General features: G+C 51.0%; 20 protein-coding genes. 10 read left to right on the forward strand and 10 right to left on the reverse strand.

Going from position 1 to position 22,529, the window contains the following annotated elements; all coding sequences use genetic code 11:
* The first annotated feature begins 46 nt into the window (after positions 1-46).
* From IEW09_RS08475 to IEW09_RS08490, 4 genes are read left to right on the forward strand one after another with little or no spacing between them, the layout of a single operon-like run.
* The gene (locus tag IEW09_RS08475; protein ID WP_188553728.1) at positions 47-1,504 is read left to right on the forward strand and encodes a sulfatase family protein; all 1,458 of its coding nucleotides are present in this window, start codon (positions 47-49) and stop codon (positions 1,502-1,504) included.
* 18 nt (positions 1,505-1,522) lie between these two features.
* The gene (locus IEW09_RS08480) at positions 1,523-3,139 is read left to right on the forward strand and encodes a sulfatase family protein (RefSeq protein ID WP_188553729.1); all 1,617 of its coding nucleotides are present in this window, start codon (positions 1,523-1,525) and stop codon (positions 3,137-3,139) included.
* A 56-nt stretch (positions 3,140-3,195) separates the two neighbouring features.
* The gene (locus IEW09_RS08485) at positions 3,196-4,113 is read left to right on the forward strand and encodes a sugar ABC transporter substrate-binding protein (RefSeq protein ID WP_188553730.1); all 918 of its coding nucleotides are present in this window, start codon (positions 3,196-3,198) and stop codon (positions 4,111-4,113) included.
* Positions 4,110-6,257, forward strand: a complete 2,148-nt coding sequence (locus IEW09_RS08490; RefSeq protein ID WP_188553731.1) for an ATP-binding protein — start codon at positions 4,110-4,112, stop codon at positions 6,255-6,257. Before IEW09_RS08485 ends, IEW09_RS08490 begins: the two co-directional genes overlap by 4 nt.
* On the opposite strand, the gene IEW09_RS08495 is transcribed toward IEW09_RS08490, so the two are convergent.
* The 9 genes from IEW09_RS08495 to IEW09_RS08535 form a co-directional block, all read right to left on the reverse strand.
* Positions 6,254-6,883: a response regulator gene (locus IEW09_RS08495; RefSeq protein WP_188553732.1), complete on the reverse strand. Its 630-nt coding sequence runs from the start codon at positions 6,881-6,883 to the stop codon at positions 6,254-6,256. The genes IEW09_RS08490 and IEW09_RS08495 overlap by 4 nt on opposite strands.
* 383 nt (positions 6,884-7,266) lie before the next feature.
* Positions 7,267-8,823, reverse strand: a complete 1,557-nt coding sequence (locus tag IEW09_RS08500) for an OmpA family protein (protein WP_188553733.1) — start codon at positions 8,821-8,823, stop codon at positions 7,267-7,269.
* A 31-nt stretch (positions 8,824-8,854) separates the two neighbouring features.
* Entirely contained in the window at positions 8,855-9,445 is a 591-nt protein-coding gene (locus IEW09_RS08505) for a hypothetical protein (protein WP_188553734.1), read from the reverse strand.
* 44 nt (positions 9,446-9,489) lie between these two features.
* Positions 9,490-10,542: a GGDEF domain-containing protein gene (locus tag IEW09_RS08510; RefSeq protein ID WP_188553735.1), complete on the reverse strand. Its 1,053-nt coding sequence runs from the start codon at positions 10,540-10,542 to the stop codon at positions 9,490-9,492.
* Entirely contained in the window at positions 10,529-11,119 is a 591-nt protein-coding gene (locus IEW09_RS08515; RefSeq protein ID WP_229739195.1) for a Rab family GTPase, read from the reverse strand. Before IEW09_RS08515 ends, IEW09_RS08510 begins: the two co-directional genes overlap by 14 nt.
* Before the next feature lie 505 nt (positions 11,120-11,624).
* Entirely contained in the window at positions 11,625-11,837 is a 213-nt protein-coding gene (locus IEW09_RS08520; protein WP_188553736.1) for a response regulator, read from the reverse strand.
* Between the two features lie 241 nt (positions 11,838-12,078).
* Complete coding sequence (locus tag IEW09_RS08525) at positions 12,079-12,840, reverse strand: helix-turn-helix transcriptional regulator (RefSeq protein WP_188553737.1); 762 nt, start codon at positions 12,838-12,840, stop codon at positions 12,079-12,081.
* Between the two features lie 508 nt (positions 12,841-13,348).
* Positions 13,349-14,818, reverse strand: coding sequence for an ATP-binding protein (locus IEW09_RS08530; protein ID WP_188553738.1), 1,470 nt, complete (start codon positions 14,816-14,818; stop codon positions 13,349-13,351).
* Positions 14,799-15,476: a winged helix-turn-helix domain-containing protein gene (locus IEW09_RS08535; RefSeq protein WP_188553739.1), complete on the reverse strand. Its 678-nt coding sequence runs from the start codon at positions 15,474-15,476 to the stop codon at positions 14,799-14,801. Before IEW09_RS08535 ends, IEW09_RS08530 begins: the two co-directional genes overlap by 20 nt.
* Positions 15,477-15,936: 460 nt before the next feature.
* Here IEW09_RS08535 and IEW09_RS08540 point away from each other — a divergent pair, with 460 nt between their 5' ends.
* The 3 genes from IEW09_RS08540 (at position 15,937) to IEW09_RS08550 (ending at position 18,448) form a co-directional block, all read left to right on the forward strand.
* On the forward strand, positions 15,937-16,998 hold the full coding sequence (locus IEW09_RS08540) for a type III polyketide synthase (protein ID WP_188553740.1): 1,062 nt from the start codon (positions 15,937-15,939) through the stop codon (positions 16,996-16,998).
* Positions 16,988-17,701, forward strand: a complete 714-nt coding sequence (locus tag IEW09_RS08545) for a methyltransferase domain-containing protein (RefSeq protein ID WP_188553741.1) — start codon at positions 16,988-16,990, stop codon at positions 17,699-17,701. The genes IEW09_RS08540 and IEW09_RS08545 overlap by 11 nt, the downstream gene beginning before the upstream one ends.
* Before the next feature lie 105 nt (positions 17,702-17,806).
* Positions 17,807-18,448, forward strand: a complete 642-nt coding sequence (locus IEW09_RS08550) for a DUF2306 domain-containing protein (RefSeq protein ID WP_188553742.1) — start codon at positions 17,807-17,809, stop codon at positions 18,446-18,448.
* A 41-nt stretch (positions 18,449-18,489) separates the two neighbouring features.
* Here the strand turns inward: IEW09_RS08550 and IEW09_RS08555 are convergent, their stop codons facing one another.
* Positions 18,490-19,158 (reverse strand): hypothetical protein, encoded by a 669-nt coding sequence (locus tag IEW09_RS08555; RefSeq protein WP_188553743.1) that lies wholly within the window; start codon positions 19,156-19,158, stop codon positions 18,490-18,492.
* A gap of 336 nt (positions 19,159-19,494) precedes the next feature.
* On the opposite strand from IEW09_RS08555, the gene IEW09_RS08560 reads away from it, so the two are divergent.
* The 3 genes from IEW09_RS08560 to IEW09_RS08570 all read left to right on the forward strand — a co-directional run bounded on the left by IEW09_RS08560 (position 19,495) and on the right by IEW09_RS08570 (position 22,342).
* Positions 19,495-20,628 carry an NAD(P)/FAD-dependent oxidoreductase gene (locus IEW09_RS08560; protein ID WP_188553744.1) on the forward strand — a complete coding sequence of 378 codons (1,134 nt, stop codon included), beginning with the start codon at positions 19,495-19,497 and terminating at the stop codon, positions 20,626-20,628.
* Positions 20,629-20,659: 31 nt separating this feature from the next.
* The gene (locus tag IEW09_RS08565) at positions 20,660-21,226 is read left to right on the forward strand and encodes a YceI family protein (protein ID WP_188553745.1); all 567 of its coding nucleotides are present in this window, start codon (positions 20,660-20,662) and stop codon (positions 21,224-21,226) included.
* A gap of 513 nt (positions 21,227-21,739) precedes the next feature.
* A complete protein-coding gene (locus tag IEW09_RS08570; protein ID WP_229739196.1) occupies positions 21,740-22,342 on the forward strand; it encodes a hypothetical protein in 603 nt (200 codons plus the stop codon).
* Positions 22,343-22,529: the final 187 nt, after the last annotated feature.

The following is a 22,529-nucleotide window of genomic DNA, read 5'->3' on the forward strand; positions in this document are numbered from 1 at the left end:
TTTTTCCATTGCGCCTGTTTTCGAATGGTATGAATAATAAGTGCGGATGAATATTCTTCTTATCGTGTGTGATGCGTTGCGCGGCGGGCTCGGCAAACGGGCTGGAGGACCAGATGTTTGTCCTACGCTTGACCGAATGGCGGATTGCGGCGCCAGCTTCAACCATGCCTACTGCACCATACCGCTCTGCGTGTCTAGCCGCATCTCCATGCTTACGGGACGCTGGCCGGATGCGCATCGCGTACGCATGAACCTCGATGCCCGCGACGCCGTCTTTACACAGGACATCTATCAGGTGGCGAAGGCACGCGGCTATCGCACTGGTCTCTCCGGCAAAAACCATACCTATCTCACCGCTTCGGATACCGACTTCTGGCGCGAGTATGGGCATGAGGGTGCAATCGGAAGGAGAGGCTCGCTAGAGGATCAGAAGTTTGATCGCTGGATTCGCACTCTCGATATGGGTGTAGCGCAAAAGGAGACACCTTTTCCTATCGAGAGCCAGATCAGCCATCGCATCGTCTCCGACGCTATCGATTTTCTGAAACAGGAAGATGGACGGCCATTCTTTCTGCAGGTCAGCTTTCCCGAGCCTCACGGTCCCAGCCAGTTGCCGAAGCCTTATTGGAACATGTTTCTACCAGAGACGATGCATCAGCCTAATCCTGGTCCAGAGGCAGCACAGCGTATGGGCTATCGCATGCAATGGCTGCATCGGCTTGAATATGACACCGCATTTTATACAGATGAGACGTGGCGTCGTTACATCTCCAACTACTTTGGAGCTATCCGCATGGTAGACGATCAGATCGCTCGCCTCTTCGATTTTCTGCGTGGCAACAACTTGAACAAGAACACTCTCATTGTCTTCCTCGCTGACCATGGCGATTACATGATGGAGTATGGTCTTGGCCGCAAAGGCGTCGGTGTCTATGATGCGCTCACACATATCCCCATGATCTGGGCAGGCCCTGGAGTGCGCCAGATGTCGACACCAGTCTTTGTCTCCATGGCCGATGTAATGCCCACTTTCTGCGAAGCGATCGGCGCCGATATCCCAACTGGCGTGCAGGGACGCAGTCTGTGGAAGCTGCTGCGCGGTCAGTCTGTACCAGCCGAGACCTTCCGCAGTGTCTACACAAGTACCGGTTTCGGCGGTCTTTACTACGATGCTGCTGACAACGTCCCCCTGTCTATTGCCGAAGATATTAATGATCCTAATCGTTGGGACACACTCAATAAAGTTACGCAAAGCGGCAACCAGAAGATGGTGGGCATGGGAGACTGGAAGCTAACGCTCGACATGATGGGCTATGGACAACTCTTCCATATGACTACAGACCCGCATGAGCAGGTCAACCTTTTGGGCAACACTCGCTATGCGAAAGTGCAACGTGAACTGATGCAGGAGCTCGTACGCTGGATGATGCGCGTGGAGGACACTCTGACTCCCGATCTGCAATATCCGAAACACCATACTCCGCGCATGACACAGACAGATTGACACCCAAAAGGAGACATAATGGAACGGCGCGAATTTCTAAAACTCAGCGCGATGACCGCAGCAACTGCCGCGCTGCCGGAGGTACTGGAAGCGGAAGAGACAACAGTCGACAGGCCGAATGTCATCTTTATCGTGGCTGACCAACGCCACTATGGTCTGAGTAAAGCAACGGGGTATCCATTGGATACCAGTCCCACACTCGACAGCATGCAGAAAGCCGGCATAGGCTTTGAGCGGAACTACTGCACTACACCGCTCTGCGTTCCCAGCCGCGTATCTATGCTTACGGGTCGCTGGCCGGAAGCAACTCATGTCCGCATGAACCTCCAAGCGAAGGATGCTTACTTCGAGAAGGATCTTTACCAGGTAGCGAAGAGTCAAGGCTATCGCACTGCATTGACAGGGAAAAATCATACCTATCTCAAGAAGGATAGTCTTGATGTGTGGCGCGAATATACGCACGAAGGCAGCCGCGACGATGAAGACGCTCCTGGAGATGCGAAAAAATTTGACGTCTGGCTCAAGGGATTGCACTTCAATGTCGCCGAAGAGCCTTCCCCATATCCATTGAGCACTCAGATCCCTTATCGCATCGTCTCGGATGCAATTGCATTTATAGACGAAACAAGCAGCCAGCCATTTATCTTGCAGGTTGGCTTCCCTGAGCCACACGATCCTGAGCAAGTGCCTGCGCCGTACTGGAATATGTTTCCGCCGGAGTCTGTACCCGGCCGTTGCGCCGGGCCAGACGCTCTTTCGAAGATGGGGCAGCGCGCGCAGTGGGAGTACCGCCTGCAACAAGACAATTTTCCCGATACAGAGAGGTTATGGAGACGTTACAAGTCGAATTACCTCGGTGCTCTGCGCATGATCGACGACCAGATCAAGCGGCTCAAAGATCATCTTGAAGCGAAAGGTCTCATGAAGCGCACCCTTGTTGTCTTCACCTCCGATCACGGGGACTACCTGATGAATTATGGCCTGGGACGAAAAGGAGTTGGTCTCTATGAAGATCTTACGCACACGCCTCAGATATGGTGTGGATACGGAGTCAGGCCCCGAACTTCAGCACTGGAGGCATTTACTTCCATGGCTGATCTGATGCCGACGTTATGTGAGGTAATGGGCGCAGAGATTCCACACGGTGTGCAGGGACGGAGCCTGTGGCCTATTCTTCGCGGAGAAGACTTCCCAAAAGAGGAGTTCCGTAGCATTTATGCGGGTGTCGGATTAGGCGGTCTGTACTACGAAGATTCCGACAAAGTACCTACCTCGATCTCTCACGATCCTACGCGCACCGGTTCCTGGGACGAACTGAATAAGGTTACACAGAGCGGCAACCAAAAGATGGTTCGCATGGGAGACTGGAAGCTCGTCTACGACATGATGGGCTATGGTCAGCTCTACCATCTACGCACCGATCCATGTGAATTGAAGAATCTCTTCGACAAACCCGAACATGCCACGGAACAGGCAAATTTGATGGCGGAGCTTGCAATGTGGATGATACGGGTACAGGACAGCTTGCCCACAGGTCCACAGAATGTGAAATATCAAACCAAATGGTCAACGCAACACAACTGGTACGCGCCCTATCAACATGGCGGAGCGCCACCAAACCCGTACATCCCGTAACTGGTCGCCATCGCTACCGTGCCATGGCAGCGGTGGCCCTCTCATCAGTCCTGTGTATGAGCGCATGTCGCCGTGCGCCCATGCACAATCGCATCGTTGTGATCCCTCGATTCTCTTCCGATGCGCGCTGGCTCTCCGAGCACGTAGGCATAGGCGAAGCAACCGCGCGCGCAAAGCTCAATGTCTATTGGAACGGTCCTTCCGATGAGGCCAACTTACAGGAGCAGACCGAACTGGCGGAGCGTGCCATTCAGGGAAACGCGTACGGCATCATCATAGAGCCAAGCACTTCTTTCACGATGAACCGTGCCATTCGTGAGGCTCTTGCGCATAGTATTCCGGTCGTTGTGCTTGGCGAACCCATTGATATCACGCCTTCGCCACGCCTGTCGTTCGTATTGAGCGATATCTCAGAGGCCGGCAGGCTCATTGCCAGTCGTCTCGATGCAATCCTTCACGGACATGGCGAGATCGCTATCTTCGGCCTCGCCCCGCAGACTCCGGGTAATGTCGAGCGCTCCGATGCTATTGAAGCAGCGCTCCAACAAAACGCTCCAGAAATCCATGTCGTTGAAAAGATGGTTGGGTCGTTCAGCATAGGCTCTTCCGAACTTGTCGCGGAGCGCGTCATTCAGGAACATCCGGAGCTAAAAGCGATTGTTGCACTTACGCCACGTGAAGGCTATAGTGCTGCTGCCGCCGTGCATGCTCTGCATGTTGAAGATCGGGTGCGTATTATTGCCTGCGATCAGACTCTTGAGGTTCTGATGCTGCTGCGCCAAGGAGCGATCGATGCGATTCTGATTCAGAACATGCGCGGCATGGGCTCGGCCGCGGTGGACAATATCATTGCCGAACATCATCATCGGCCCGTTAGCTCTCCTGTCTACTTCAAGCCCTCGCTTATTACGCGCCAAAACATCGGTGACGAGCGCATCCAGCAGCTTCTGCTCATGCACAGGAGTCAGCCATGAGCCCACGCACACGTATTATCGCCGTTATCCTTGCGTTCAGTACATTAACCGTTGCCTTTCTGCCGTTGCGAGCTTTTCTGCAAAGGCAGCGCCTTCCGTACAGAGACGATTTCGCACACAACAGAGCGGAGCGATGGAATGCCTTTGGCGGTGTCTGGAGTTTAAAGGATGGCATGATTATTAACCGCTCCGATGAGCTTGGGGCCAAGGTGCTCACGGGCAGTCGCAGTTGGACGAACTATCAGATGACCGCCGATGTGGAGATGCTCGGACATGGCGGCGATGTCGGCATCCTGTTGCGTGCGCGCGATGCCGAGGACGGTATCAACTCTTATCGCGGCTACTACACTGCCATCCGATCGCGGGATAATGCGCTCGTCACCGGCATCGGCAATTATGACTGGTTGGAGAACCGTCCCGTCTCCATTGCAGGCGGCGTACACTCCGGGGTCTGGTACCGCATTCATGCAGTCGTCGTCGACTGCGATCTGGCTACAAAAGTTACCAATCTGCAAACCGGGCAGATGTCGTGGGCTGCCATGCATGCAACCGGCTGCTCACCTTCCGGTCAGATCGGATTGCGTTCGCTCAGTACGGGCGGAGCGTGGAAGAACATTCATGTCGAGCCTGCCTCGGTTGTTGACCTACAGGCCATTTCGCAACATGCGGATGTCATTGGGTATCCAGAGTTCCCCCTGCGTGAAGACGACTACGCCCGTATGCGATTGGCCTACGCCCACGGTGCAGACCTGGTTCCACTCGACAGCGCTGATGCCGCTTATATGGAGAGTGCCGTTCACCAAGAGGCTCCGCTGCGCAGCATCAAATCGCTCGATATTAGCCGTTCTGGCGGCTCATTTGTGCGCCTGCGTGGCGTAGTTACTCTCACCGATCCGTTATATGTGCAGGATGCAACCGGCGGTATCGCCGTTAACATGCTCAGTTCCGAGCTTCTCAACCTGGGCGACGAGGTCGAGATCTACGGTCGCGCCATCACTACCGGCGCGGCACTGATCTTTCAGACGTCGGGAGTACGGCTCCTTTGGGACCGTACACCCTTCGTGCCTGCTTCAATTACCTTCACACAAGCTGCCAGTGGTACCTTTGAGGGCTCTCTTATTGAAAGTCATGGCAGACTGCTCTCCAAGGCCATCTCGCCGGACGGCATGATCACTCTGCAGTTGGAGGACAGAGCACAACGTTTCAATGTCATCGTCGCGCAAGGCCTCTCGAGCAGCGTCTTCAGAAGCTGGAAGACGGGCAGTGAGTTGCGCGTGCGAGGTGTCTGCTCCGTGCAGTCCGCATCCAAGGCAGAAGAGGTTCCCTTCAGCATCTTTCCGCGCAGCGTTGCTGACATAGAGGTCATTGCTGGACCTCCGTGGAACAGCGGTTGGCGTCTCTTCTATCTCATCGCAATTGTCATCTTATTTGTCGTTGGCCTCGTCTATATCTACCTCAAGGCTGAACGTTGGAGGATGCGTGCCATTCTGCAGGAGCGCGAACGTCTCGCTCTAGAGATGCACGATACGCTCACACAGAGTTTTGCCGGTGTCGGTTTTCACTTACAGAGCATGCGTAAGGGACTGCGTGAGCTTGGTCTTGTGCCTGCGCCGCTTATGCACAAGCTCGACACTGCCTGTGAGATGACATCCCATACTCACCGCGAAGCCAGTGCGCGTATCTCGACCCTGCATTCCGTAGCGCAAAAAGAAAGCGATCTGCTCACACTTCTGCAACGCTCGACGTTGTCTATGCTCAATGGAAGTCAGCTTCCCATTAAGCTCCACCGCATCGGCGAGCCACGGCATATGTCTACAGCCGTCTATGATGCGCTCTTCCTTATTGGCCGGGAGGCCGCTGCCAACGTATTGCACCACAGTGGCGCCACCGAGATGACGGTTACTTTACACTACCGCAACAAGGAGGTGAGCCTCACCATTGCTGACAACGGCTCCGGCATCCATGAGAATGACACAAAGAGTGGGCTAGGACTGAAAAGCATGGTAACTCGCGGAGCTAGTATTGGTGCAGTCATCGATATCCGGAGCGTGCCGGGAGAGAGTACCGTCGTCACCATCACCGCTCCATACGGTAGGCGATTTTCTCTCTTCGATTGGGTTCGCTTCCAATGGGAGCGCATTTAGTCTTCGCGCAACCGCACCAGTCCTTGACGCAGTGCGATCGTCACTGCTTCGGTGCGGTCGCGTGAATTCAACTTTTCCAGCACATTATTTACATGATTACGCACTGTGTGCTGGCTGATACAGAGCGTATTTGCGATTTCGCGGTTCTTCATTCCATTCGCAATAAGCTGTAGGATCTCTACCTCGCGATTACTCAGCTGATCGCGCGCCACGCGATCAGCCAGTTGCTGTGCAATGTGAGGCGGAATCCATCGCTCACCCTCATAGACTCGTCGAACTACTGCAATAACTTCCTCCATCGGCGAGCTCTTCAAAAGGTACGCCTTCACGCCGGCGCGCATTGCGCGGAAGACATCCTCATCAGAGTGAAAGTTTGTGAGCACAGCACCCCGGACATCCGGGCAGGTCTGGTGTAGCTGCGCAATCAATTCGTCGCCACTCATCCCTTCCATGCGCAGGTCGGTCAACAACACGTCTATATGCAAGTCAGGAATACGCTCCAGCGCCTCCTGCGCGGATGCCGCCGTGCCGACTACTTCGATGTCTGCTTCGCAATCAAAAATACTCTCGACTCCTTTGCGCACTACGGGATGATCGTCCACCACAAAGAGTCGAATTCTTTTCATCTCGTCCTATCCTGCCTACGGCATAACCAATGTCAGTCTTCTCAAGTTTATCGTTAAGTAAAGCGACCGATATACCTCATTTATCGCATGCATTGCCGGGCGTGGTTTAGATTCATACACGCAATGAAGTCACAAGAAACGCAATTGCGCCCTATAGGTACACATAAATTTCTCTATAGCACTGATACAAGGAATATGGGTCTTGCTCGCATTGTATTCAGCACTACGAACTGTTTACTAACCGCGAATATCATAAATTTGTCATCATCGATGCTTTAAAGAGACAGATCAAAGGTGTTAGTGATGTTCCACCGAATGCAGATGACTCGATTGCGATCCTTTGGCTTAACATAAGCTTCATCTCCGATCATCATGCTCTGGCTTCATTCGCTTCCGTCCGGAATTACTACAAACGTAACTCGTCTATCCAGGTTTTGTTCATATAGATCAGCGCCATTTCTTTCTGGCATCTTATCGCCCAAGCCTACTGGCAAAAGGATCTTAGCGTCGACGCCACGAGCAGCTAATAATCTCACCATTGTTTCAGCACGCTGCTGACTGAGTTCTGCATTGTGGCTTTCCGTACCTGTAGGATCTGCATGCCCAAGTACCTTCACTCGTATTTTTTTGTTTTGTGACGAAGCACTAAGGCTCAACTCTCGAATCTGATCGCTTACAGTATCTACTAAAGGAAGTTGATCTAAAGGAATTATGGTTGAGTTTAGTTCAAAACGTATGACCATCTTGTTCAAGTCATTCTTTTCCGTATCGAGTCTTCGAACGTCGGCTAAATGTGGATCAAGCGAGAGATATTCTTCCCAGCGCTCTGACACTCTTTCCTGGGAAAGATGAAATTTTGCCAACAGCATTTGGGGATCGGAAGCCATTGGATCGCGTAAGCCGATGAGGGAAAAACTCGTCCAGTTATGACGCTCTTCAATCACAGCGATTCCCGGTTCCTGACGAAGAGCGCTGAGATAATTTTGCCATCGCACCTCTTGGCGAGCATAAACAAAGAACCCAATAAAGATTGCAGCAAAAAGAATACCTGCAGCAATTTTGAACTTTGTGTATGAAGAGCTCGCCGGGGTGGCTGTACTACTAAGCAGGCAATCATTCAGACCGGCAGCAATTTCGAAAATTGGCTGCCCACTTGCCTCGAAGGCTATAAGGTGTCCTTGAAAATTTTGATGTATGTGCTCGATTTTTTCGGCAAATCGTAATTCCAGCTCTCGTGGTAGTTGACCTCTTACGACCACCGCAAGAATTGCCAATGGTCCGTGCAGAAGCCAGACCTTGAACTCTCCAATGTGCAACACTTCGAGATCATCTTGCTTATTTGTAGCAAACGAATCTCTCACAAAATCTTGTAGGGCAGTCAGCATTCCAACAATTAGATCTGCATCTTGTAAAATATCGGAGTTCTTATTGGACTCTGCCAATAAAAGCCCTGTCTTTCGATGGATAAGATAAACGTGCTCCACACAATATGCAAGACTGCGTGCGAGTGCTATTTCTCCAAAGGTCTTACCAGAACGCAAGGCTTCAATACGCCAGCGCCAGCGCTTGAGCGAAAACCCATCAGAAAAAATAGAATTCAGCGAATCGAGCAAATGCTGGATAGAATGGGTAACCGATTTGCGAACGGCCTGCCCAATAATTGGAAATAAGGTACCGGCTAGTAGTTCTGGATCTTTTTCTACTGAAATACGCAGAGATTGTTCGACAATAGGCTGTAGTGCGTTCTGAACTCTCCGATCATGCTTAATCGAGAGTGAGAGTGCTTGAGCAAGAACCTTGCTTACCTCCTCTGAACGCAAGTTGGGATCATCGAGTCGCCTGCGAAGCTCCTCCAACTGTTTAATCAGATCGCCTAGTAGGAGCTTACGCAACTCAATGAAGTCTTTTTCAGAGCCTATTTCGACTTGTTGCTCGCTCAATGTGCTCCTTGTCTCCATGCATGCTTAGTCGCTATTCTGGAGAAGAAAGTTCATCGTTATCGAGTTGCGCTGCCATTTCACGAAATAAATCAGCCATGAGAGCACGGTCTGTTTTTTGAACACGTAGATCCGAAACACGGGTTTCCATCAAAGAGCGAATGCTATCGTGCCGCTGTTCTATTTCTTCCTGCAGCTTTCTGGACTCCGTCATCAGTTCTTTACGCAGTGCACTTTGACCCTCGCTCATTGCAGCGTCTATGTCGTTCAAACGCCTAGTAAATGCGCTTTGCATGTCCTTCATGTCTCGCTCTAGATTTGAGATCAATGACGTACGTTCTTCTCTCTCTGCTCGAAGACGTATAGCCAGTGCTTCAGACTCATTTTTGAAGAACAATTCGATGGATTCGAACCGCTTACGCATCGTGTCTTTTAGCTCGGAGGTCTCACGGACTAACGCCTCTTCCAGACGCACAAAACGAGCCTCATAATTCTTGATTTGCGAGCCAAAAATGATATCCCGAATCTTGTCAACACTTGCCGCTGTGTCGAGAGAATTTTCCTGAGATGAAATCGGTTGGGATTCGATTGATGCACCATCAGTTTCGATCTTTGTTCGCGACATTTATTTCTGTCCTTCCAGTGGAAACATATTGAGATGGAACGCAACTAATATTTACGGCCTGCTTTAACAACATGCAAGCAATGGGGATTCTTAGACGTGCTCGAAGCAACAACTACCTTATCCCGTCCGCTCCGTTTTGCCTGATAAAGAGCGCCGTCTACGATCTGTAAAATCTGCGACATTGTTTCCTCACCCTTTGGTGGTCGAGTATAGACGCCAAGACTAACCGTAGTCCTAATGTCGGCATCTGAATTTGTGTTGGAAATTTTCAAATTTCGAATCTTCTGATTAATTGATTGCGCAAGTTGGAGAGCTGCACTGCCGGCAATACCTGGGAGGACGACCGCAAATTCTTCTCCGCCAATGCGGGCGACCAAATCGCCGGGCCGACGCAAAAAGTCCTTGAGCAGCTTTCCAATCGAGCGTAAACATTCATCGCCAGCGCTGTGGCCAAATGTGTCATTGAGCAATTTGAAATGATCAACATCCATAAACAAAATCGAAATCGGCTCTCCTGAGCGATAGGTCCTTCTTAGCTCAAGATCAAAGGTATGTTCAAAATGACGACGGTTATATACTCCCGTAAGAGAATCCTGTATTGAAAGTTCATTTAATTTCACATTGGCAATTTTGAGTGCATGTGTCGTTTCTTCCATAGCACGTTGCAGACGAGCAATCGTTCTCAACTGAATAGCCGTTTCGTGAGCATACATCTGCCACGTCTGGCGCTCTTTGTAGAGATCTTCTGCTGATCGAATCAGAAGGAATCTGCGCCAGTTCAAGGACACGGCATAGGCTAGCAGGTGAATTTCTTCACCAGCAATATTCGTTTGAGTCCAAAAATCTGATTGAATCCGACCATCCTGCAGTTTTTCCCAAAAAAGAAATGCTTCCGGCAGAAATGATTCTAAAAATGGAAAGCGATCTGTGAGCACCTGATTTTCATTGGAAGTTACCAAAGGATCAAACCATACAGGTTCCGCACTCAGATGAAAAGAATTAGCACTGGTAACTTCAATCACAGCGTAATCCATTATTGAAAATAACTGAGCTAGTGAATAGACTCCTTGCTCCGTATCAGATTCAATGATCGACAATGGGGTCTCCGTCCATTTGGATCAAACGCCTTGACAGGTCGACAAACACATTTTCTACTCCCTGCCCGGTTTTTGCACTAGATAGTCGGACATCCCAACCTTTTTGATAAAGCTTGTCAGTAATATCCCTATTTACAGCCCATTCCGCGGCGAGATCCACCTTATTGAGCAAAAAAATAAACGGAACTGGCCCAAGAATCTCAATGACTCTCCGCTGTAGAGCGATTGCTATATCTAGCGTATCGGGGCGAGTTCCATCTGCAACTAGAAGAAAACCAGAAGCACCGCGGATCTGGGCTGGCTTGAGAGTTCTCAAGGGTGATTCGCCCGCAAGATCCCATATAACGAGATTTACTTGAGAATCCCCCACCAAGCATTGTTTCTTATCGATTTTAACTCCGACTGTTGTGTGATACTTCTCGGAAAAGAGGCTATACACGTACCGAGAGATCAGACTCGTCTTGCCGACGCCGAATTCGCCGACAACACAAATCTTTTTGTGATAAACCATAGGATTTATAAATTTTATCATGACGCCAATTCCGCTCTCTTCATCTAGAAATGCGTTCTCTGTCAAAAAGTCGCGTTCATTCTATGGTGTGAGCATAGAGTTGCAAGAGCGAATCGCTTCACGAGTGCTTTCCTTTCAAAAGGCCTGGCAAATCATTACAAAGTTGATAAGGCAAAACTGTTTGATAAATCTCCAAATCTGCAGTTCTCATCCATCCGAAGACAATTTAGTCGCGTTCAAAATGTGCGCGGATGAGACGATAAACCACGTTCCTTTATTGAGAGTAGAAGGAGACAGAAGGAGATCAACAGGAGGGTTTTACCCACTCCCCTCCACCGTTCCAAAAAGTGGATTTAATTTCCCACCGTCGTCGGCATATTACCGGTGTCCTTCTGCGCAAGCCCTATCCATAGATATCGCGTCTCGCTTGCGTAAATCGCATGTTATGGAGTTAATGGCGAAGAATTTGTCACCGGATAGCATCCCTTCAGAGAAATCGCTGCCTTTATAAAGGAACTAACGGGTCATCTAGTATGCGAGAGATGCCATTCCTTAGGAGTCATCGTTTCCACTATGTGTACCAAAGAGGCAGGATTAGTTCTCTTTTAAACAAAAAGAGATCCACCACAATACCAACCGGTACATCTTCGCCTAAAAAATAGCCATACATAGCAATTCTTTGAATCGCGGGAAACAGGAGACTAACCACTGTCAGCAATTCAAAACCGGACATACTTGGCATATTAAGATCTGAGAGAATGGTGTCAGGAATACCATTTCGCATCTGCGCTCGCAGAGATGCGAAATGTGGGAAGATCTAGCCCTATAACCTAATCTGGCAAGAACTTCAGAGGCCGATGTGCGGATAGAAATATCGTCTTCGACAATAAGAATGTAAGCTTTTTCGCGGGCATCGCAACCCTATTGAAAGCACCCTGGACACTCTAATTACTACCTCAACTAAGGGATAAAGAGAAACCCAAAAAGGAGATAGGAGAGTTTTAGCCACCCCAGCCTAAGTTTCCTTAAAGCAAGACGGGCTCCGATGGGCTATCTTCCCGAGATGACTCAGCCTCATAAAAATCACCATAATGTTTAAGCGCATACTGATGCGCTTCCAAGCGATTATTCACTCCGATCTTCGAGTACAGTGTCCGCAGATGCCACCGCACTGTGTCGCGGCTAATAAATAATTGATCTGCAATTGCCTGATTCTTCTGGTTCATTCCTACCAATCGCAGTATTTCTGTCTCACGCGCTGTTAACTTCTTTCGCAAAATGCTCCTGCTCAAGATTGACCTGCGGGCCAACGCAGAGAGCACACTTCTCGGATACCACAAATCTCCTTCACCTATGGTCTTCACTGCTTTCCGCAGATTCTCTGAGGGAGAGTCCAGCGCCAACGCACCAGAGCATCCAGCCAAAAGAGCTGATTTATAAGAAGCCTCATTACATTTTCGGCACAGCAGAAGAACCTGCACTGTCGACAGATATTCGGCGGCCGGAACCTGCTCACACTTCAACTGTAAGAGAGATTCTTCATCCACAATCAAAATCGATGGCCCAACCAGTGTGCAGAATCGCACGACCTGCCAAGAATCCAATTCGGACGCAAGAATATGACATTCAGGCAGCGCTTGCACGACGACCCTTCTCGACGCCGCTGTTAGGCCAGCGCCCACAATCGTAATGTCTTGATGCAATCGTGCAATTCCTGTTTTATATAGATTATGCATAAGTGAATGTTTATTTTTACCTGTGCCTTGAATATCGCCGAGACCATCCAAACTCTCTTACTCTTCGCCTACACCTTTGTCGAAACATTCTTCAATGCATTTTATTGTTATTTAACTGTGCTATTGAGGTAATAAGTAATCAACATAGTTGATTTTACGGCTCTCGATTCTATTCAGAAATGAAAACCTCTATAAGAACCTTGGAAATTAGGGGGTTAAGAAAAACACTCCTGCTCCACATCTTCGTCCCCGCCGAAGGTGAAGAGGCGGTCGGCACTCTTTCGGCAAATTACCCCGCCTTTATAGCTTTGTAGAAGGTTCCAGTTTGCAAAATCATATATCTCTAGTTGATCTTCGTTACTATATCCCGTCGACCATCCTGAGCCATCTTGAAAATCCACAACGGTATACCTTGGTCAAGGTTGATATAAGGGAATACGATCCCACTGGCTTGTAGGTATGCTCGCATCTTGCCAGTACTCTTGCCGTACCATGATCTCGTCAAAGACCTATTTTCGAGTCGGAGCAAAGAGCTGGAATAGACAAGGCTTGCATGTGCTTATCTGTTGAGATGTGTCGGAGAATGAGGAGCTTCGATCTCCTCTCCTGTCTCACGAGGCCAGGAAATCGACAGCAAGGCCCCTCCTTCTGAACGGTTCGACGCCGTCACACTTCCTCCATGAGCGCGCACTACGGCTTCAACAAATGTAAGCCCCAGGCCATGCCCTTTGGAATCTCTCCCTTTCACCCTCTGCTCAAACATGTGGAGGCCAATCTCCGAAGCAAATCCCGGACCATCATCCTCCACAATCAGCATTGCAGCGTCCTCGCTTGTGCCAAGTTTTATGGAAACGGTGCATGATGCGGGCAAGTGGTTGAGTTCGTTATCGAGGAGATTTGCGATCACTCTATGTAAAAGAGCTGCATCTGCCGCGATAAAGACAGGACCAGCGCTGTGCAGATTCATTCGAAGCCCTTTTTCCGACATACAAGGTTCGTACAGATCAATCATGGCTCGAATCGTTCGATCAAGATCGACTTCTGAGAGCGAAAGTCTAAGCGCGTCAGCTTTCGCTTCAGCAACATCAAGTGAAGCATTTAGAAATTCCGTTAGTCGATCCAGTTCATCGATGGCCGAGACAATTGGCTCACTTTGCTCCATCTTTAAATCGCCCGCTAGAACGATCTCCAGCTTTCCCCGAATTGCCGTCAACGGACTACGAAGATCATGAGCAAGGGCCTCAGTGATGGTATGCAATTGATGCATCGAGCTTTCTATTCGGTCCAGCATACGATTGAGCGTTAGCGCCAGATGCCCTACTTCGTCGTTTCGTTTGCTGATCGGAACCCTGCTGCTCAAATCAGATTGCCCAATCCGGGACGCGGCTTCCGTTATCTCGCGAACATAGCCCAGCATACGCCTGGTCACGAAGAACACAATCACAGAACCAAACAGCACGATGAGCAGCCAGAGGCAGAAAAAACGATAACGGAGGTTCCTCAACACACGCAATTCATCTCGTTCCGAAAGGCCGAGATAGATGTGGCTCCCATCATCGAGCCGTACAGATGCTATTCGAAAAGGATGATTAAATCCTTTGACATTCAAGTCATAGGGAACGTCCGAAATGAACTTGCGCGCGCGAATCGCTGCTAAGTTAGGCACCCCGTCACCGGCACCTACCCAAAGTTTCAGAGTCCCGTCATCTCCAGCCTGAAGAAAGAAGACGGAGTCGTTCTCATTGCTGTTGGAACGGAGTTTATCGGGTACCTCTCGGCTTGCAAGTTCTGCTACTTCGCCCACAACTCTGCCGTAGAGTCGATCTTTCGGCGTTCGTCCAGCAACATCAGCCAGAACCGCAACCTCTCCAGAGAGCCAAGCGTCACTCCGCCTCTGAATGTCATTCGCAACAAAGCGATGAAGCATCGCAAAAACAAACATGGTCCCAATAGCAAATGCCAAAGTTGCCCACAGAGAGATACGCCACGCAGCGCTATACATGATGGGATTAGTGGTCTTTGAGGACATAGCCAATACCTCGCAAGGTCTTGATCAATGGCTCATGACCTTCTGTATCCACCTTGCCGCGCAGGCGGTAGACGTGTACATCAACAACATTGGTGTTAGGTTGAATTCGCATTCCCCATACTTCGGAGAGAAGCATCGATCGAGTAACGACACGCCCAGCGTGTCGACACAGATACGCCAGAAGTACAAATTCTTGCGGACTTAGATTTAGCACCTCTCCACCGCGAGAAGCTCTACGGCTAATGAAATCCAGCTCTAAGTCCAGTACGCGGAGGCGGGTTGCCTCCTCACTGGTAGCAAGATTACGCCGCAAAAGATTACGCAATCTCGCTAATAATTCTGCGACTGCAAAAGGTTTTGTCAGGTAATCGTCACCACCTTGCTCAAGGCCTTTGACCCTATCGTCAACCGATCTTCTGGCTGAAAGTATCAATACAGGGCTACTAATGCCAGAGCCACGAAGCTGGAGAATTAGGTCAATGCCATCTTGATCCGGAAGTCCTAGGTCAATAATGAGACCGTGGTAGGCATATTGAGACGCCAACTGAATTGCGGCATTCCCACTTTCAGCCGTATCTACTTCGTATCCGGCCTCAACCAAAGACTGTTTAACGAAGCTCTGAATCTCAGGTTCATCCTCGACCAGCAGAAGTCTCATGAATCATGGTAAGACATTTAGATCACAATTTGCCTGCTCCGGAAGGCCGCAGGATGACGATTTGGTAATCTGCGTCTACTCAGAATGGACGGATCGGGAAAGTTAGATAAAGGACAGGGTAACCTAAACAACAACTCCTGCCATAAGAGCGAGCAGAACAATCAATTCCGGTGCGTATACTTCCAATTCATTATGAGGCCCATATTCACGTCAATACAACAAGTGCTTGGCGATCTTCATGATTCCGTCCTCCATGAACAAATCGTCATCCTATTCCCTCGCTGCAAAGTGCTATCAAAAGAGCAAGGGTCTCGTCTCAAACAAGTAGCCGTTGTGTTGAAAACATGGAACCTGTTCTCTCAAATAGCCCACCGTTGCCGGATCGTCGCCTCCCCGTGGTCCAGCTTTCCAAAGACGCACCCACATCTAATTTCTATTATCCGGCTGAGGGCCATTGTGCATGACTACGGCTTACCTGAATCGCATCGCCACTGCCGTACCAGAGCATGATGTGCATGACACCTTCGTCGTCTTCGCTGAGAAGATGCTCGCTGACCCGCGGCTACGCACGGTCTTCCGCCGCATGGTAAATCGCGCCGATATCGCGCATCGTTATTCGTTCCTCAACCCGCAAAAAGGTTCCGGGCAATTCCCATTGCATGACGCGCATGAGTTTTACCAGCTGGGCAACTTTCCCAACACTGCGCGACGTATGGAGTTGTTTGAGCAGAGCGCTCCGGTGCTGATGCGGAAGGCTGTGGACCGGCTTGCTCTGAGCGAGGAGGAACGCTCCAGTATTACGCACGTTCTGGTGACCTGCTGCACGGGGCTCTATGCACCTGGGCTGGACTTTGAGATCGTCGACTACCTCGAGCTTTCAACGGGCGTAGAGCGCACGATGGTTGGATTCATGGGATGCTATGCCGCAATCAATGCGCTGAAGCTAGCGCGACACATTGTTCGCTCAAATTCTAAGGCGAGTGTTCTTATGGTCAACCTAGAGCTGTGCACGCTACACTTCCAGGAGACACAGGAGCTGGAGCAGGTGCTTTCCTTCCTGCTCTTTGCCGATGGTGCAGCGGCGAGCCTAATCACTGCTCGAGAGCAGGGTTTCGCGCTAGAGAGCTTCAAGGTGGTGATGGTGCCAGAGACACGTGGACTTATTACCTGGAAGATTCGCGGGCTAGGTTTCGACATGTTCCTCTCCGGACAGGTACCGGGTGAGTTGTGCCGTGCGCTGCATGAGGGTGAACTGATGGCGGAGCGAGACGGTATTGATCTGTGGGCGGTGCATCCCGGCGGACGGTCGATTCTGGATGCGGTGGAGAAGGGACTGGAATTGCCGACCGATGCGCTAGCAGCGTCACGCGAAGTTCTATCGTGCTTCGGCAACATGTCATCGGCAACAGTGATGTTTGTATTGCAGCGAATAATGCAGCAAGCACGCCCCGGACAGCGTGGGTGTGCGATGTCGTTTGGGCCTGGCCTGACAGCGGAGATAATGCTCTTCCATGCGGTCTAGTGCACACATCGACTTCAGTCGGCGAACCTCTCCACGCGAGTTGCCAGAACTAATGGATGGTGACTGTAGCTATGAGGATTTCCGCGACTGCCTGCGCAGCCTGGAAACAGTTAACCGCTGGCTGCTGGGTTATCGGCCAACACTGGCCTGGTTGAAACGGTTGCCACATAAATTGAATGATCCATTACACATTGTTGATATAGGCAGTGGTGGCGGCGATTTTCTACGGCAGATTGCAGGCTGGGCACTGAGACGGGACATCGCTGTACAGTTAACGGGGATCGATTTGAATCCTTATGCTGCGCGTGCAGCAGTGGAGTCCACGCCGAAGGAGCTCGGAATCACATGGATAACAGGCGATGCTATGGTGTATCGACCGGAGAAGCCGATGCACATCGTCATTAGTTCGCTGATGGCGCATCATCTGGAAGACGAGGAGATCATCGCGCTGCTGAAGTGGATGGAAGCAACTGTGCAAGTCGGTTGGTTTATCAATGATTTGGAACGGTCGAAGTGGAGTAGTCGGATATTTGGATGGATGCGATGGCACTGGCTTGTGCGGCACGATGGACCAATATCCTTCCGTCGGGCCTTCCGGAAGGAGGATTGGATACGCCTTCTGACTGCGGCTGAGGTCCCGCAAGAGGCAGTGACAGTGCAGCAGTGGCGGCCAGGACGGTTGTGTGTGGGGCGGTGGAAGTGAGGTCGGTGATCCTGAAGCGTCCGCTAGACTTAGAGGTATGAAGTCGCTTGTTCCCGTCGCCCTCATGGTGTACCTCATTACGTCTAACCATTAAAGAAGCGAACAATGCCAACTCCCACGCTCCTAACGCCCAACTCCACCGGTTCCAGATTCAAGATTATTCTCTGGGTCTCGCTTGGCCTCACGACTCTCTTTGTCTTTATTACCTCAGAACTACTCCTCATCACAGACTATCCGATGTACCACGCCTACCGTCTGCAGGTCATTGCCGACCGCCATCTCCTCATCCCGCATACACTTGCCGGAATCTTCGCTCTCTTGATCGGCCCCATCAATTTCTCTTCGCGGATTCGCCAACGTCACCTCCAACTTCATCGCATCCTCGGCCGCATCTACGTCATCTCCGTGTTTGTTGGTTCCTTCACGGGTATCGCTCTCGCAGCCGATCGGCCGGGTCTTCCTGGAACTTCCATGCAGGCGGCGGCCTGGATAGTCTGCACCACCGCCGCCCTCATCACCGCACGCAATCGCCAAATCACACAGCACCGCCAATGGATGGCGCGCTCTTATGCAGTTACCTTTACCTTCGTCTCCAGCCGCGTGCTCAACCTCTGGCCGCGTTACTGGGGTCACCTAGGCGATGCCTTATCCGCCGTCGGCGTGATTGCGTTCACTCTTGCTTCGCTGCTGATCGTGGACCTCGGCCTCAACTGGAGCGAACTAACCACCCGTCGTGGCGACAACTGACCGTTGGCTAGGGATTATGAGATGCTAGTTTGCAAAATGCTCTATTTTTCGAAGCTGGCTCCCTCCAACTCTGAGCTGACCACAGGCCCGTAACCACCTAGCTGGCCAACAATCCTCACCACCGCGGGATCCTCGCCCTCAAGCACCCAAACCATCACATCTTTCGGCTGAAGTCCGATAAGCTGCGCAATGACACCCACTATGCCGCCCAGCTCCGGATGGATGCGAAACACTGTTGCCTTAAGGCTCTGCCCCGCCATGTGGAACGTCTGTTCACCCTCGGGCGAGATCAGGATCCGAATCAATCGCCCACCCTCTATTGGCGCCAAGATGCCCACGCGAAATGGCGCTGTATTGCGCGACACATTCAGAAGCAGCGTTCCAACAAATCCATTCGCCAAGTCATCCGGCAGGCCCATGTGTTCGCTTTCGGCGTGTATCTTGCCATTCTTATCTGTTGTGCGAGTTGTGACTATGCCGGTAGCAGCATCCACCGTAAAGTCGATGGGTTTCGCAAAGAACGGTCCTTTCTGTATGTGATGGTTGCGTATTAGCCGAAACATGCCCTGCTGCGTAAACGTCGTCGTCTCTTCATCAATCGATCCATCCACAAAGTGATAGGTCAGGCCTATCGTCACTTCATCGCCCTGCACGGTCTGCAAAAACTCAAACCGGGCGATGATTTTTCCAGTCTCGGAACGCGCCACCATAAACCCATGGTCCGGGAGTTGAATATGTTTCACTGAAATCTTTTCTGCTAGCGTCGCTGTGCCCATCGTTATCAGCAAAAAAGCGGCTACCAGTAAATCGTTTAGCCTCATTAAATACCTCATTTATCTCGTTCTAACACCTTAGACGCATTCTGATTCCCAGGTGAAGTCGGCATAATTTCACGTCGATATGTGCATCTGCCAGTCAGCGCTCTACTGACCCCAAAATGACGATTTGTACAGAATGACATGCCAAACTCTTTTCTGGACGTCTATTAGCAAAGATAGAGTCCGCTATACATTGATTGAACATCCAGTCCATTAGGAGAGAATATTTTGCAAGATGAAGTACTGGTTCTTGGTGGTGGAGTGGCAGGCTGTGCGGCTTCGATCGCTCTCGCTCGAAGGGGACGAAGCGTCACGTTGATTGAACGCGAGCCCACACCGCGCCATAAGGTCTGCGGAGAATTTCTAAGCGGTGAGGCCCTTGAGGATCTGGATGCGCTCGGCATCGACATAGCCGCGCTTGGCGCGGTGCCCATTCCCTACGTTCGCCTCGCTGCAGCCAGGCGTGCCGCGGAGGCTCCCTTGCCGTTCCCCGCAGCCTCGCTCACGCGCAAAACGCTTGATACAGCACTCATTGCCGAGGCCATCGCCGCAGGGGTCCGTATTGAGTGTGGGCGCAGTGTCCAGGTCCTCAGTCGCACCGCAACCGGCATGTGGCAAGCGATGCTCGATGATGGCTCCATCTGTGAAGCTCCAACAGCCTTTCTCGCCACAGGCAAGCATGATCTTCGGGGCCACTCGCGTCCAAAAGACCCACAACGATGGGTCGCCTTCAAAATGTATTACCGGCTTGCGCCCGCACAGGCCTCTGAATTGGCACGCGCCTCTGAACTGATGCTTTATCCCGGTGGCTATGGTGGTATCCAGCCGGTTGAAGGCGGCATTGCAAACCTCTGCTGGGTAGTGCAACAGCGGTATCTCTCATGTCTAGGCAATCGCTGGGAAAACTTCCTCGAGAAGATGCAACAGAACTGTCCGCACCTCGCCATGAGGCTTGCCGGTGCTGAGCCATTGCTCGACAAGCCAATCGCAGTCACCCATATCCCTTACGGCTACATCCGGCGTACAACTCAGGATGGGCTCTATTGCATTGGCGATCAGGCAGCCGTCATCCCCTCGTTCACCGGCGATGGCATATCGATCGCCCTGCATACAGCTCGTTGCGCTGTCGCAGCCTTTCTTGCAAATGAGCCAGCGCCGCTCTTCCAGGCTCGCCTGCGGTCGGCATTGCTGCCTCAGATGCGTCTCGCCGAGTTCGCCGCCGATGGCTTGAATAACGCACTCGCACGTGCTGTATTACCGTTTTGCCTCAGGATCTGGCCCGGAGTGATGCGCGTGACGGCACGACTCACACGCGTCGCCGCCCAGCACGCAGATGTTGCTCCCAATGCAGTCGTCAGCTAAATCAATCAACTCGCATTAGAAGAGAGATGCAATGAACTCCTTCGCAGTCCTCGCCCTCGCTATCATACTCGCCCCGGCTGCTGCGCTAGCCCAGCATCAAACCTTTGTTCTCAATCCCGATACCAGCGAGGTCAAAATGACGCTCAACACAACCCACGAGGTCGTCAAGGGCACGTTTCACATTCAATCCGGATCGATTGAGTTTGACTACAGCAGTCTTAAGATGTCGGGTTCAGTGGCTGTATTGGCAGGCAGCGGAAAGACCGGTAACAACAGCCGCGATAAGAAGATGAATAAGGACATTCTCAAGATGGATCAGTACACAACCATCTCCTTTATGCCCAAAACCTACACCGGGACAATCGCGTCCTCTGGCGACTCAACTATTCAGGTGCAAGGAGTGTTTACACTACTCGGTAATCCTCACGACCTAACGATTCCGATGCAGATTCACATGGATGGATCGAAAGCATCGGCGAGGGCGCAATTTGTCATTCCCTATGTTCAGTGGGGTCTCCAGAACCCGAGCTTCATGTTCTGGAAAGCTGATAATGACGTTATGATTGATCTTGACCTCGTTGGCCAGATTTCTAATTAACTGACTATCTTGTCTGCACGCTGTTAGCTCTGCTTGTATCTGGGGCTTGAACAATTGACCGCGAAGACAATCCCAACGTTCCGAACGAGTTGTCGATAGGCTTGCATGTACTACATTGCGCATCGCTATTCACTCCTCGATCCGCTGAAAGATTCCGGCCAATTCTCGCCGCACTACGCTAGCCCCGTCGTGTTTGACATCAATACATCTATGGCGATTTGTTTATTTAGCATCCATCAGCCCTCCATAGAAGTCTATTGAATAGTAAACAGTTCGACTGTAAGGAGTCATCGGCCACCTATGCTTAGAGCATCTTCTCTGTATTTCGCCTGTGCCCTCTTCTTAGGATGTTCCTACGCAGTCGTCGCCCAGGTACAGCAGATACCTCAGTCCACGCTACCTAATTCTCCGGATACACTCCCACAAGTACTGAGTGCTACGTATTCTCGATCGCAGGACTCGTACTCAAGCAGACCTTTCACCGCCCAACAGGGGAATACACCTTCGTCGCCAATGGATGAACAGACCCCACAGACAAAACGTATCCTCGGCATCATTCCCAACTTTCGTGCAGTCAGCACGAGCCAGATACTTCCTCCTCAATCAGCCAAGGAAAAATTCATCACGGCTACCGAAGACTCGTTCGACTATTCGGCATTCGTCCTACCCGCCGTATTGGCAGGTTATTCAATGGCTACTCGCGCGACCCCCGAGTTTCACCAAGGTGCTGCTGGCTATGGCCGTTATTTCTGGCACAGTTGGGTCGATCAGACGAGCGAAAATTACGCGGTTGAGTTTATAGTGCCAGCCATAACGCATGAAGACATACGGTATTACACCTTGGGCAAGGGAGGGTTTTTTAAACGCACTGGCTATGCCCTCAGCCGTGCTGTCGTGACAAGATCTGATTCGGGAACCTCAACTTTCAACTTCGGAGAAGTCGTTGGCGCTGGCGCGGCAGCCGGAATTTCTAACCTGTACTACCCTGCGAGCCAGCGCACCTTTGCAAACACGGCGCAAAAATGGGGCCTCAATGTCGGTATCGATGCCGGCACCTTCGTCTTCAAAGAATTCTGGCCGGATATCAACCATGCGCTCTTTCATAACAAAGACTAGTTCTACACCTGAATGCTACAGAGATTCTTGCTGTCAAATTCCAAGGTCTGCTTGAAAGGTTATCCAGATCGAATCACGAAGTTCTGCGCTATGGCGCTCACCACAGGGCATGCCTACGGCTTATTTCTCACTTCAAAGCATTACCGCCGGAGTCGCTGCAAGAGCCATCGCTAACAGCAATACCACC

It is taken from the genome of Edaphobacter dinghuensis (genome assembly GCF_014640335.1).
Taxonomy (GTDB): domain Bacteria; phylum Acidobacteriota; class Terriglobia; order Terriglobales; family Acidobacteriaceae; genus Edaphobacter; species Edaphobacter dinghuensis.